Below are 12,838 nucleotides of genomic sequence, written 5' to 3' on the forward strand. Positions count from 1 at the left end.
AAACTTTTAGGAGGAATAGCAGATGGTACAAGAAACGTTTTTGATTACGGGTGCAGGAACCGGGTTTGGAAAAGGCATTGCTTTAGGTTTGGCGGAACAAGGAGAAAAGGTCATCGCAGGAGTCGAAACGATGTCAGAAGTATCCGCTCTTGAAAATGAAGCAAAAGAAAGGAAAATTGACATACAGGTTGAGAAACTAGATGTGACCGATCCAGCAGATAGGGAAAGGGCATGGACTTGGGATGTCGATGTATTATTGAATAACGCTGGAATTTCGGAAGGCGGTTCATTAGCAGATATACCAGAGGAACGCTTGCGCAATCAATTTGAGGTAAACGTATTCGGGCCGATCCTATTGACTCAAAAAATAGCTAAGGCAATGGTTAAAAAGCAAAGAGGAAAAATCGTATTTATGTCTTCTGTTTCTGGTCTTATGGCGGATCCATTATCGGGACCTTATGGCGGATCAAAATTTACATTAGAAGCATTTGCCGAATCACTTAGCAAAGAACTTCAAGAGTTCAATGTGCAAGTAGCAGTCATCAACCCTGGGCCTTACTTGACTGGCTTCAACGACCGCGAATTTGAAGCATGGAGAACCTGGCGGGATAATCCAGCAGAACGGCTTTTCGACTATGAACAGCTGGCATTTCCTTATGAACAATTGGATCCGGAAGAACTCATCAAAGAGGGCATCAAAGTAATCACTGGCGAAACGAATGACTATCGAAATGTTGTTCCTAAGGCAATGAGTGCGATGATTAAAAAAAGACAAAAAGAATTGTGGGATAAAAAGTCCGACGAAAATTTGGGAGAAAGACACGAACTCGTTCAAAAATCGATCGATATTGAACCCGCCACAACTCCTGTAAAAGGTATTGTGAATAAGATAAAAGATAAGCTATAAGAATAGAGTGAAGAGAATTTTTTTGGTAATTAGAAAACAGAGCCTACAGTTTACTGTTCTGTAGGCTCTTTTTATTGTAATCAAAAACAGGAATAAATTTTTATTTGCATCCTTAGCGACTGAATGGTGTATGTATCAAACAGTCTGGTCTTTTACAATGTAATAACTGAATTCATACTAAACGAGTGTATTCCATTTTCTGGATTGTGATTTTTTATCCTAAACAATGTTTTCACAACTGACGCAAGAAGTAAAACTTTTTCTCGTCTTGTTTCAATGAAAAGGCTTGCGTTTTTCTTGAAGCGAATGATTGTGTTGGTAATGACAGTTTTGTTTCGTTATATGGTTATTTAGGAATATTCAGATAATTATAACTTTACAAAAAGATAGTATTTTAATGCACTTTCTTTTAAAAAAAAGAAATTAAGTGATATACTGCACATTGTAAGAAATGATTTTTAATAGGAGGCATTAATTTGAAAGTTATTGTAGTAGGAACATCTCATGCCGGTTATGAGGCAATCGAAACATTATTGAAAGAACAGCCCGATGCTGAATTGCATTTATATGAACGAGGTTCAACAGCTTCATTCTTGTCTTGTGGAATCCAGAGCTATTTGGAAGGTATTTCAGAGTCGCTTGACAGCTTGCATTATGCAACAGAGGCTTCATACTTAGAACAAAAAATAAATGTTCATATGAATAGCGATGTCATAGGTATTAACCCTGATGCAAAAACTATTACGGTTAAAACAATAGACGGAGAAACGGAAGAAAACTACGATAAGCTGATCATTACTCCTGGAGCTAATCCAATTGAATTGCCGATACCCGGCACTGACTTGAACAACGTTTTCTATGTGCGCGGCCGTGATTGGGCTGGGGAAATTAAAAATCGTATGGCAAAATCGAAGAAAGCTGTTGTTGTCGGCGGAGGCTACATTGGTATTGAAGTAGCAGAAGCATTTGCTAAAGCTGGTATAGAAACAACGGTCGTGGATGCTTTAGGTCGTGTTTTGAACACTTATCTAGATAAAGAATTTACAGATGTGTTAGAAAACCATTTGGAACAAAAAGGACTAAGCGTTCGTACCGGTGAAATGGTGAAAGAAATTACTGGTGAAAATGGTGCAGTAGCCAAAGTAGTCACTGATAAAGACGAATATGAAGTAGATACAGTTATTATGGCAACTGGCGTTCGTCCAAATACAAAATGGCTTCAAGGGATCGTTGAACTGGATCAAGACGGTACTGTCATTATCGATGAATACATGGAAACCTCTCAAAAAGACATTTTTGCAGCCGGAGATGCTACAAAAGTTCCTTTTGCTCCAAATAACGGATCGAAATTGATCGCATTGGCATCTAATGCTCGCCGTCAAGGTGTTGTTGCAGCGAAAAATATTGTGGAGAAAAAAGTTAAAATGCCAGCTGTTTCCGGTACTTCTGGTCTTTCTTTATTTGATTATAACTTTGCTTCTACTGGAGTCAAAGACTGCGATAGCGATACAATAGACGCTGAAGTAGCTAGCAAATATGTTGAAGAAAAAATTCGCCCTGCCTTTATGGGTGATGAAGATTCCGTATTGATGAAAATTCATTTTGAAAAAGACAGTCACCGAATCGTTGGTGCTCAATTGATGTCAACGTACGATATTACAGCAGCCATCAATACTTTGTCTGTGTGCATTTCAGCAGAATGGACATTGGAACAGTTGGCTCTTGGTGACTTCTTCTTCCAGCCAGGTTACAATCGTCCATGGAATTTCTTGAATGTTCTCGCACAAGAAGCGTTAGGCGAAACATTTGGAAGCGACAAGATGTTGTTCTGATTGATTAAAAAATAAACCAATAAAATAGTACAAACTAAAAGCTCACCTCTAAATGCATTAAAATGCTGCTAGAGGTGAGCTTTTTTATGGGCAATGAAAAATTTGCCTAGCATTTGTATCGAAAAACCTATACAAATCAGATCATTTTTTCTTTTGATTGTTTTCCTGTTCTTCTTTTTCCTCCTCTTCTTCCTCTTCCTTATATTCTTCATCGTTATCCTCACCATAATAATCTTCATTGTATTCTTCATCTTCTGTATCTTTTTGCTCTTCTCGTTCTGCTATTTTTTTGTCGTCGTAGATAAAGATATTATGGAAGATTTTTAAAATAGGGCGTGCAGTTAAAAAAATGGCCCCTGTTAAATAAAGATACGTACCATAAATATCTGGGATAGGAGTTAGGCTGGCTATACTTCCAATAATATAAAATATTCCTGTAAGGAGATCAGTCATCAAGGATATAATTGAATAGCGATTTTGAAAGTACAAACGAAAGCGACCGCTCTTTATTTCAATATCTTCATCTTTACCAGGGTGAAGATCATGTTTTTTACGGTTAATTTTTGGCATATCCATTTACCTCACTTTATTTTTCAAACATTTATTTTTTATTATACAAGGTTGTACTTTTTATTACCAAGAATAACCTTGAGAAACAGAAGCGAAAGGAGAGTAGAGTAGGCAGAGCAGATAATTGGCTTAATGTCGTTAAAGAGACGGTTGGAGTGTTAGGAGTAATGCCTACAGTTTTAGAAGTAGTGGAGGTTTGTTTTGAATTTTACTACTAAAGACTGTCAGTACTTTGAAACCAATAATTTCGTTTTTAAGTAAATGCAGTTAGCGCAATATTGTAATTTAATAGTCGTTCTGAGCAAGAGCTATGTAAAAAAGCTGATTGTGCAATACTAATCATTCACAATAAATACTTGTGCTATTACTGTTAGACAGTTCAATCAATTGCTCTTTAGTTGTTCTATTTTTTGATAATTTTGGTAAGTTTTCTAAATCAAAAAGCCTACATCAGAAGTTTCGATGTTTTCTTTGAAAGTTCCACCGGCGATAGTACAATAAAAAACCAATTTATAATATTGAAACAGTTGAGGAATATCTTTTCGTAAATTCGTATCGAATACAGCCATTAGCTTACACTCATCAACTGTTAAACCAGTTTCTTCTAATACTTCTTTTATAATGCTTTCTTTAGGAGTTAATCCTATTTCGGCATAACCTCCTGGCAAAGCCCACTCTTTTGTTGGAAAATCTTCTACGAGCAATATTTTGTTATCTTTTTTAATATAAGCTCTAACGTCAATTTTAGGAGTAGGGTATCCTTCGTTAGCAGCAACTATGTTCTCTAACTTTTCAATCGGTTCATTGCCCACGTCATTTATTAACTTCAATGCTATCTCTTTTAATTCTTCAATATCGTTCTTTATCAAATAAATCCTTACCATAAAAGATTCCAGCTTCAGCTATGGAAAGCAATCTTTTATATTGTTCTAAATAATTGTATTTTATAATAGCAAAACCAATGGCAATACAGCTAGCAACGAAGACAGCGACAAAATAAACTCCAACTAAAATTGGCTTTTAGTTGGAGTTCGTCCATCGTGGGCTGTAACCTGATGGTGCAAGTTCGCTATAGAATTTGGAATAGGGCAATCAATTATAAATCAATCGGTTTGCCGCCAGTTACACCATAAATTTGCCCAGTGATATAACTACCTTCATCTGAAGCCAAGAGAACGTAAACCGGGGCTAGCTCTACAGGTTGTCCAGCCCGTTTCAATGGATTGCTTTGGCCAAACTCAGGGAAATGTCCTTCTAATTGTCCATTATCTAATTGAAGAGGCGTCCAGATAGGTCCTGCATGCAGGTATGGAAGTTAGAAGTAAAATCTTGCATGAACATTGGATGGCAGAGTTATCTTGTCCAATACTAAGGATTGAAGGAGACTATTCAGTCGAAGAACAAATCGCTATGGTCTTGGATTACTTGGAATTTAATCATCAAAATTAATGCTGCATGGAAAAAGAAATCAAGAAAGTGATTCAGTTTATTAAAACGAATTATTTTTTACTGTTGTAGAGTTTTTTCATTTAGTATTCAAATAAACTGAGCACTCTACTTAGCTGAAAAGACACTCCCCACATAATAGTCTAGAAATTTTGTGTATTTCTACTGTCTACTATATTGGGAGCATATCAGTGCATGGCAAAGCAGCTTTTATCTATGATTTTATTATATTTGAAGAATTTCGGAGCTTGAGTTATGGTACGCAAACGATGTCGGAACTTGAAGAAATCGCTAAAAAGATGGGAATAAAGAAAGTTATGCTGCATGTATTTGCGCATAATACGACGGCATTCTCACTATATGAAAAAATGGGATTCAAAACGACAGATATAAGCATGTCTAAATATTTATAATCACTAAACGCAGAAGTCTTTAAAAGGTGACCAAATAATTAAACAACAATCGTGAACGCTAGCCAGTTCACGATTGTTGTTATGTTGCTTTAACTTAAGTTTTAATCTTTTATCTCTGTATATGAATGAGTTCTGTGAATATAACGTGCTACAGGGTAGTCGAATACTGGCAAATCAGTGGGTTTATCCATGATCAATTGAGTTAACATACGGGCAATGATTGGTCCTGAAGTCAACCCGGAAGAGCCTAAACCGCTGGCCACATATAAGCCGGGAGATTCTGGAACTTCGCCAAAAAAGGGGGCGAAATCAGAAGTGAAAGCCCGTGTACCGACACGTGCTTCTTTGATTGTTGCTTTGGCTAAACTAGGAGCAAGTTCGGCTGCTTCATTCAGCATGACTGCTAGTTTTTCTTCAGACGGCACTAAATCATATCCTTCATCATTTTCGTGAGTAGCGCCGACTACAATGCGTCCGTTCGGAAAAGGAATGATATCTTTTTCGCCATCTGGCATCACCACTGGCCAGTCTTGTGTTTCTTCCTCTACTTCTAAATGGATCAATTGGCCTTTTTGTGGCCGGATGTCGACAGAAAATCCTAAAGGCTGCAATATTTCAGGTAACCAAGCGCCTGCAGCTAAAACCACAGCAGAGAAATGCTTAGTGTGTGTAGGTGTGGCGATAGTATAAGTGCCGGTTGTCGACATTGTTAACTGAGCTTTTTCAGGAAAATAGTCTGCTCCATTTGAAACGGCAGCCTCTACCAATTTTTTAGTCAGCAGGGATCCATCAACTCGTGCTCCGCCAGAAGCAAATAAAGCCGATTGTTCCGTTTCCAGCAAAGGCAGCTTGGCTTTGATCTCAGCAGGCGAAAGGATAGACAGTTCGCCAATTTCTGGAGCAGTTTCTCGTCGTTTTAAAGCTATTTTTTCAAGTTTAGCTAATAATTCAGGAGATTTTTTAAAGACTAACGTTCCGACTTGGCGGTAAATGTCAGAATTCATCATATCCTCATTCAAATCTTGCATCAACGTTGGATAAAAAGCTGCACCGGCAGCGGCTAATTGATACCACTGTTTGTTGCGGCGTTGTGACAGCCAAGGGCAAATAATTCCCGCAGCGGCCGACGTTGCTTGTCCTGTACCTTCATCGTAAATCGTAACAGCATAGCCGGCAGCACTAAGATAAAATGCGGTCGTTGCTCCTACGATGCCTGCACCGACAACTGCAATGGGCATTTTGTTGTTCATAATAAGTCCCCTTTTTCTTTAGATTCTTTCTTAGTTTAGCATACATATATTAAATAACAGTGAGTTGATTTTTGTTACCTCTGTAATATAAGGGTTTTTTTTGTTAGCCAATTAACATCTAGTAAAGTGGTTAAATATGTTACACTAGGGTAGTTAAGTAGAAGATTTGGAAAAGGTATGGGGGAATTCAATGAAAAAGAAATTAGTTGTCGGTTTTATTACGACTATGTTGCTCACAGGTCCATTCATTATGCCTGCAACGGCAAGTGCGGATTCTATTGAAGAGCTGGAACAGCAAAAACAAGAACTTGAAAATAAATCGTCTGAATTAAACAGTCATATAAAAAAACAAGAAGAAACATTAACGGGCTTAGAATCAAAAAAAGCAGCTTTTGAAACTGACATTCAACAACTGCAGATTCAAATTGATGAAGTCGTCATCACTTTACATAAGCAAGAGAAAAAATTAGAAGAGTCTAACCTAAGAATAGAAGAGTTGCAAAAAGAGATTCAATTACTACAAAGCTTGATCGAACAACGGACAGGAAAACTTGAAACGCAAGCACGTTCGGTTCAAACGGATGGAAGTGCTTCTAATTTGATCGAATTGATTGTTTCTGCAGAAAGCTTATCGGATCTAGTCGGCCGAATGGGCGTAGCCAACCAATTGGTTTCTGCCAATAAGAGTATTGTTGTTAAACAAGAAAGCGACCAAATTGCTTTAGAATTGACTGAAAAAGAAGCCGAAGTTGAAAAAGAAGCGATCGAAACGCTGAAAAATGATATCACAGTGAGCAAAAATAATTTAGTGGCACAAAAAGCTGAAATGGACGATAAGATCATCCAAATCGCAGCAGAATACGATATGACAGAATCAGAAAAAAATACGTTTATTCAAGAACAAGAAGTCATTGCCACTCAAACGAGTGTATTATCTGAAAGTTTACAAAAAGAACGTCAACGTATCTTTGAAGAAGAACAAGCTAAACTAGCGGCAGCTAAGAAAGCCGAAGAAGAAGCTGCTGCTCAAGCTGAAGCCATTGCTGAGGCAGAAGCCCAAGCTCTAGCTCAAGCAGAAGCAGAGGAAGCACAAGCAAAAGCTGCGGAGCAAAAAACGGTTGCAGCAGTAGTCGAAAAAGAAGCGAGTGTTGTAGAAACACCAAAAGCATCAGCTGATGAAGCACCAAATAGTCAAGCATCATCCAATGAATCTGTTGCGAAACCTGACCCAACACCAACACCCGCGCCTTCTAAACCAAGCACGGTTAAACCGAATCCGATAAAACCACCTGCGTCTAACGTAAATGGTTCAGGATTCATCCGTCCTAGTGGCGGGTACACCACATCGCCATACGGTTACCGGATTCACCCGATTACAGGGAAGAAAAAGTTACATGGCGGAATGGACTTTGGCGGCGGCGGTTCTATCGTGGCAGCTAAAAGCGGAACAGTGGTCTTTGCTGGTTACGACGGCGGCTGGGGTTACTATGTGAAAATCGACCATGGCAATGGCGTTCAAACGCTTTATGCCCACATGGTCGCAGGAAGCTTGACCGTAGCACCTGGGCAACAAGTATCGCAAGGACAGCAAATCGGTACCATGGGAACAACGGGCTCTTCTACAGGTGTACACTTGCACTTTGAAGTATACCTGAATGGCAGTCGCGTCAACCCAGCTCCTTATTTAGGATTGTAGACAAACAATAAAATTGAAGCACAGTAGTACAGGCTGTACTAAATCGAAAAGCTCCCTTCAAAGGAGACACTCTAAGAAGTGTCTGCTGCGAAGGGAGCTTTTTTGCGTCTAAGGCATATTAAAAAGATGAATTTGGTTCTTTCAAAAATTGGATTTCTGCTAGTGTTGATTTGCGATTCAGAACTTCATTGCGATGAGGATAGCGACCAAATTTCACTAAAATATCTCGATGCTTTAATTCAAAGTCTAAGTTTGTTTCCATTCCTTTTTCTGAAAAGCGTTTCAAGGCTTCTTCATGAATCACTAAGGATTCGGAATGCATTAAAGGCATATAGATAAAACTGCGTTGAGCTACACTTAATTGGTTCAACTCTTCTAGGTTCATAGCTTCTTGAGCTAAAACCAATGCCATCCCGTCATATGCAAATGAACGAGGATCGTTTCGGAAAATATTTCTGGAAAACTGATCCAAAACGATGATTTCTGCTAAACGGCCTTGAATGGTCTTACGCCAGGTCACTAACTCTCCTTGGATGGCTTGTTGGTGACAACTTCCAAAACGTTGCCGAATCTCTTCGTCAAGCTGTTCATCTTTTTCAAACCATTGTTTAGGCGTAACTTCTTCAAACCAAAAATCTAATACTGCTTGATACTCCATATACTGACCTCCCGTTAATTTTGGTCGCCTTAGTTATCCCCTGTGTATAACTTGGCAGACTGTCAAATGCGGTTATCCACAACTTATCCACAGGCAGTGATTAGTTTAAAAGGCATGATTTCGAAGTGAAATCGAAATCATGCCTCAAAAAAACGTATTCCAAAAAGAAACTACCGAATTTGACCTTCTCCAAAGACGATGTATTTGGAAGAAGTTAATTCAGCGAGGCCCATTGGTCCTCTAGCATGCAGTTTTTGAGTACTGATGCCGATTTCAGCTCCAAAACCAAATTCAAAACCATCTGTAAACCGTGTTGAAGCGTTAATATAGACTGTTGATGAATCAACTTCGCGGTGGAATTGTTGCCCAGCAAAGTAATTGTCGGTTACGATTGCTTCAGAATGACCTGTGCTGTACTGGTTGATATGGGTAACGGCCTCGTCTAATGAAGAAACAACTTTTACAGCTAAGATAAAATCTAGGAATTCGGTTTCCCAATCTTCTTCAAGAGCCGGCACCGCGTCTTTAAAAATGCGGAGAGCTTTTTCGTCTGCACGCAATTCGACATGGTATTCAGCTAAAGCTGCTTCAATCACAGGCAGAAATTCATCAGCGACATCTTCATGAATCAATAAAGTTTCGGCTGAGTTACAAACAGAAGGGCGAGAACATTTCGCATTGACGATGATATCGGTGGCCATTTTTAATTGTGCCTCTTTATCGATATAAATGTGGCAATTGCCTGTGCCCGTTTCAATAACAGGAACAGTAGCGGTTTCCATCACTGTTTGAATCAAACGTGCGCCTCCGCGAGGTATCAAAACATCCAAGTAACGATTTAACCGCATCATGTCTCGAGAAGTTTCTCTAGTCGTATCTTCTACCAATTGGATAGCTGTCTCTGGAAAGCTAGTCTTAGCTAAAGCTTGCTGCAAAACAGTGATCAAAGCTTTATTGGAATGAATCGCTTCTTTTCCGCCGCGTAAAATGACGGCATTGCCTGATTTAAAACATAAGGCACCAGCATCTGTGGTCACATTTGGTCGTGATTCGTAGATAATGCCGATAACGCCAAGCGGTACACTTTGCTTGCCGATAGTTAAACCAGCTTCGTTTTTCCACATGCCGCTCACTAACCCAATTGGATCTGGCAATTCAGCAATCTGTACTAGGCCCTCAGCCATAGCTTGCAGGCGTTCGTCATTTAAAATCAAACGGTCTACCAGCGTTTCAGCGATGTTGTTTTCGTTAGCTGCAGCAAGGTCTTGTTGATTTGCGGCCAGAATAGTTGAAGCATTTTCTAAAAGAGCCTCACTCATTAATTGAAGTGCTGCATTTTTTTCTTTAGAAGAAGCTTGTGCCAAATAACGGCTGGCTTTTTTTGCTTTTTCACCTAATTCTATTAAGGTTTCCATTCAAATTCCTCCCTATGGTTTACTGATTCTGTTTAGTCGTGAAAAGTGTTCCGATATCCTCACCGGCAATAATTTTAAAAATGATTGTCGGATCTTCGCCATTTGCTAAGACCATTTGACTAGTTTGTTTTAAAATGTGTTCTGCTGCAGTTAATTTAGTGACCATGCCGCCAGTACCGAATTCTGATCCTACTCCGCCGGCAAGTGAAAAGAGCCTAGGAGTGACATCATTTATCTCGCGGAATAGTTCAGCATTCGCATCTTCGTTGGGATTGCGATCGTAAAAACCATCAATATCGGACAGCATGATCAATAAGTCCGCTTGTGTAATTTCAGCTACGATAGCAGACAAACGATCATTGTCGCCGAATTTTGTGGAATGGTCCAATTCATCGACTGCGACCGTATCATTTTCATTGACGATCGGAATAACATTTTTCTTCAATAATTGTTCAAAAGTGTTGATAGCATTTAACCGACTTTCAGGAAACTCGACAATATCACGCGTCATCAACACTTGTCCGATGATTTGACCATAGTTGAAAAAGAAATTGCTGTATAAATTCATGAGTTCGCTTTGCCCTACAGAAGCAACAGCTTGTTGTTCTGGAATGGTTTTAGGCGATTCTTTCAAATTCAACCGGTGAAGACCAACGCCGACTGCGCCGGAAGATACTAGAATGACTTCTTTTCCTTGATTTCTCAAATCGCTCAAGACAAAAGCCAATTTGTCTAACCGTTGTAAGTTAACCGTGCCATTGGGGTACATGATGGTGCTGGTACCAACTTTTATGATGACTCGTTTGCATAAAGCTAAGGTTTGTCTTGCTGTTTTATTCATTACACCCATCCATTCTTTCAAGATACGGTCATTTAAAATCGAACACCAAATGACTTCAATTGCCTACCATTTTAACAGTTTTTACTTGAAAAGACTATCCTTCGACCTTTTATGTAGGTAATTACTTAATGGGAAGTATGAAAAGCGTTTGCATTTCATGGTGCAGCGTGTTATATTGAGTTTAGCAGAAGGATTGTTACTGTTCGGCAGGCAAAACCTAAATTGATTCGAAATCGTTCTATTGCAAGTTGGATAGAGCATTTGGAATGAGTTTAGGTTTTTTATTTTTTAAAAATAGTTAAACTAATGAATAAAAGAGGAGCGGATCATTTTGACACAAGAACAATTTCCAGATGGTTTTTTATGGGGTGGAGCGGTTGCAGCGAACCAATTAGAAGGTGCTTATAACGCAGACGGAAAAGGATGGTCTGTCCAAGATGTTACGCCTCATGGCGGATTCGGTCCGATAACCGACGAACCGACAGAAGACAATATGAAGTTAGTCGGAATCGATTTTTATCACCGTTATAAAGAAGACATCAAGTTATTTGCGGAGATGGGTTTCAAAACATTCCGTACATCAATTGCTTGGTCACGTATTTTCCCTAAAGGCGATGAAACTGAGCCAAATGAAGCTGGTTTGAAATTCTATGATGATTTATTTGATGAATTGTTGAAATACGGCATTGAGCCTTTAGTGACTCTTTCTCACTATGAAACCCCACTGCATTTATCTAAAGAATATGACGGCTGGGTAAACCGTAAAATGATTGATTTTTACGAAAATTACGTACGGACAGTCTTCACCCGTTATAAAGGAAAAGTAAAATATTGGCTGACATTCAATGAAATCAACTCTATTTTACATGCACCATTTATGAGCGGCGGTATTTATACAGCCCCTGAAGAGCTGACGCAAAAAGACTTGTATCAAGCAGTACACCATGAGTTAGTAGCGAGTGCGTTAGCAACAAAAATAGGACATGAAATCATGCCGGAAGCTCAAATCGGTTGTATGGTATTGGCGATGCCGATTTATCCGCTAACATCTAATCCTGATGATATGGTTGCGGTTATGGAAGCTGAACGCAAAAACTATTTCTTCTCGGATGTCCACGTGCGAGGAGCGTACCCAGGCTATATGAAACGCTACTTCCGTGAGAACAATATTGAACTTGATTTTGGTCCAGACGACGAAGAAACCCTTAAAAATACTGTGGACTTCATTTCATTCAGTTATTATATGAGTGTCACGGAAACAGCTGATGAGAGCAAACGTAAGCCTGGTAAAGGCAATATTTTAGGCGGCATACCAAATCCGTACTTAGAAGCCTCTGAATGGGGTTGGCAAATTGATCCAAAAGGACTACGAATCGTATTGAATGACTTTTGGGATCGATACCAAAAACCACTCTTCATTGTCGAAAATGGATTAGGTGCTAATGACGAATTGATCACTGATGAAAATGGCGACAAGACCGTTAATGATGATTACCGAATCGATTATTTAAACGATCACCTAGTTCAAGTAGGAGAAGCAATCAAAGACGGTGTCAATGTAATGGGGTACACTACTTGGGGCTGTATTGACCTTGTTAGTGCTTCAACGGCTGAATTGAAAAAACGCTATGGTTTTATCTATGTGGACCGTCATGACGATGGCACAGGTACATTAGAACGCTATAAAAAGAAAAGCTTTTATTGGTACAAACAAGTCATCGAAACCAATGGAGCTAGTCTTACTGAAAAATAACCCAGTTAAACAACAAAAAGGTTCCAGCAGAATAATTTCTACTGGAACCTTTTTTGT

The 12,838-nt window shown here is 39.1% G+C and carries 9 protein-coding genes and 3 pseudogenes; 5 read left to right on the forward strand and 7 right to left on the reverse strand.

Annotated features, from left to right (window positions below):
• Nucleotides 1–22 precede the first annotated feature (22 nt).
• Nucleotides 23–907, forward strand: coding sequence for an SDR family oxidoreductase (locus JHE06_RS01035; protein ID WP_058919736.1), 885 nt, complete (start codon nt 23–25; stop codon nt 905–907).
• A 476-nt stretch (nt 908–1,383) separates the two neighbouring features.
• Nucleotides 1,384–2,739, forward strand: a complete 1,356-nt coding sequence (locus JHE06_RS01040) for an FAD-dependent oxidoreductase (protein ID WP_058919737.1) — start codon at nt 1,384–1,386, stop codon at nt 2,737–2,739.
• A gap of 261 nt (nt 2,740–3,000) precedes the next feature.
• Here the strand turns inward: JHE06_RS01040 and JHE06_RS01045 are convergent.
• The 3 pseudogenes from JHE06_RS01045 to JHE06_RS01055 all read right to left on the reverse strand — a co-directional run.
• Nucleotides 3,001–3,309 (reverse strand): annotated as a pseudogene (locus JHE06_RS01045) (YrhK family protein); the annotation flags it as partial.
• A gap of 339 nt (nt 3,310–3,648) precedes the next feature.
• A pseudogene (locus tag JHE06_RS01050) lies at nt 3,649–4,257 on the reverse strand (NUDIX hydrolase).
• 148 nt (nt 4,258–4,405) lie between these two features.
• Nucleotides 4,406–4,606, reverse strand: a pseudogene (locus JHE06_RS01055) (SDR family oxidoreductase); the annotation flags it as partial.
• A 301-nt stretch (nt 4,607–4,907) separates the two neighbouring features.
• Here JHE06_RS01055 and JHE06_RS01060 point away from each other — a divergent pair.
• Nucleotides 4,908–5,168: a GNAT family N-acetyltransferase gene (locus tag JHE06_RS01060; protein ID WP_268905521.1), complete on the forward strand. Its 261-nt coding sequence runs from the start codon at nt 4,908–4,910 to the stop codon at nt 5,166–5,168.
• A 101-nt stretch (nt 5,169–5,269) separates the two neighbouring features.
• On the opposite strand, the gene JHE06_RS01065 is transcribed toward JHE06_RS01060, so the two are convergent.
• A complete protein-coding gene (locus JHE06_RS01065) occupies nt 5,270–6,418 on the reverse strand; it encodes an NAD(P)/FAD-dependent oxidoreductase (protein WP_201089065.1) in 1,149 nt (382 codons plus the stop codon).
• Between the two features lie 190 nt (nt 6,419–6,608).
• Between JHE06_RS01065 and JHE06_RS01070 the strand changes: the two genes are divergently transcribed.
• Nucleotides 6,609–8,114 (forward strand): peptidoglycan DD-metalloendopeptidase family protein, encoded by a 1,506-nt coding sequence (locus tag JHE06_RS01070; protein WP_201089067.1) that lies wholly within the window; start codon nt 6,609–6,611, stop codon nt 8,112–8,114.
• Between the two features lie 118 nt (nt 8,115–8,232).
• Here JHE06_RS01070 and JHE06_RS01075 read toward each other — a convergent pair whose 3' ends face one another.
• From JHE06_RS01075 to proB, 3 genes are all read right to left on the reverse strand, one after another.
• Complete coding sequence (locus JHE06_RS01075; protein ID WP_201089069.1) at nt 8,233–8,772, reverse strand: DUF924 family protein; 540 nt, start codon at nt 8,770–8,772, stop codon at nt 8,233–8,235.
• Nucleotides 8,773–8,942: 170 nt separating this feature from the next.
• A complete protein-coding gene (locus JHE06_RS01080) occupies nt 8,943–10,187 on the reverse strand; it encodes a glutamate-5-semialdehyde dehydrogenase (protein ID WP_201089071.1) in 1,245 nt (414 codons plus the stop codon).
• Nucleotides 10,188–10,206: 19 nt separating this feature from the next.
• The gene (gene proB, locus JHE06_RS01085) at nt 10,207–11,028 is read right to left on the reverse strand and encodes a glutamate 5-kinase (protein ID WP_201089073.1); all 822 of its coding nucleotides are present in this window, start codon (nt 11,026–11,028) and stop codon (nt 10,207–10,209) included.
• 325 nt (nt 11,029–11,353) lie between these two features.
• On the opposite strand from proB, the gene JHE06_RS01090 reads away from it, so the two are divergent.
• Entirely contained in the window at nt 11,354–12,781 is a 1,428-nt protein-coding gene (locus JHE06_RS01090) for a glycoside hydrolase family 1 protein (RefSeq protein WP_058919744.1), read from the forward strand.
• The last annotated feature ends 57 nt before the right edge of the window (nt 12,782–12,838 follow it).

Source organism: Carnobacterium sp. CS13 (assembly GCF_016653495.1).
Lineage (GTDB): Bacteria > Bacillota > Bacilli > Lactobacillales > Carnobacteriaceae > Carnobacterium_A > Carnobacterium_A antarcticum.

Excerpts from the sequence above, each read along its gene's own strand:
- JHE06_RS01070 (WP_201089067.1), top strand. The coding sequence starts at position 6,609 with ATGAAAAAGAAATTAGTTGTCGGTTTTATTACGACTATGTTGCTCACA.
- proB (WP_201089073.1), bottom strand. The coding sequence starts at position 11,028 with ATGAATAAAACAGCAAGACAAACCTTAGCTTTATGCAAACGAGTCATC.
- JHE06_RS01065 (WP_201089065.1), bottom strand. The coding sequence starts at position 6,418 with ATGAACAACAAAATGCCCATTGCAGTTGTCGGTGCAGGCATCGTAGGA.
- JHE06_RS01075 (WP_201089069.1), bottom strand. The coding sequence starts at position 8,772 with ATGGAGTATCAAGCAGTATTAGATTTTTGGTTTGAAGAAGTTACGCCT.
- JHE06_RS01080 (WP_201089071.1), bottom strand. The coding sequence starts at position 10,187 with ATGGAAACCTTAATAGAATTAGGTGAAAAAGCAAAAAAAGCCAGCCGT.
- JHE06_RS01035 (WP_058919736.1), top strand. The coding sequence starts at position 23 with ATGGTACAAGAAACGTTTTTGATTACGGGTGCAGGAACCGGGTTTGGA.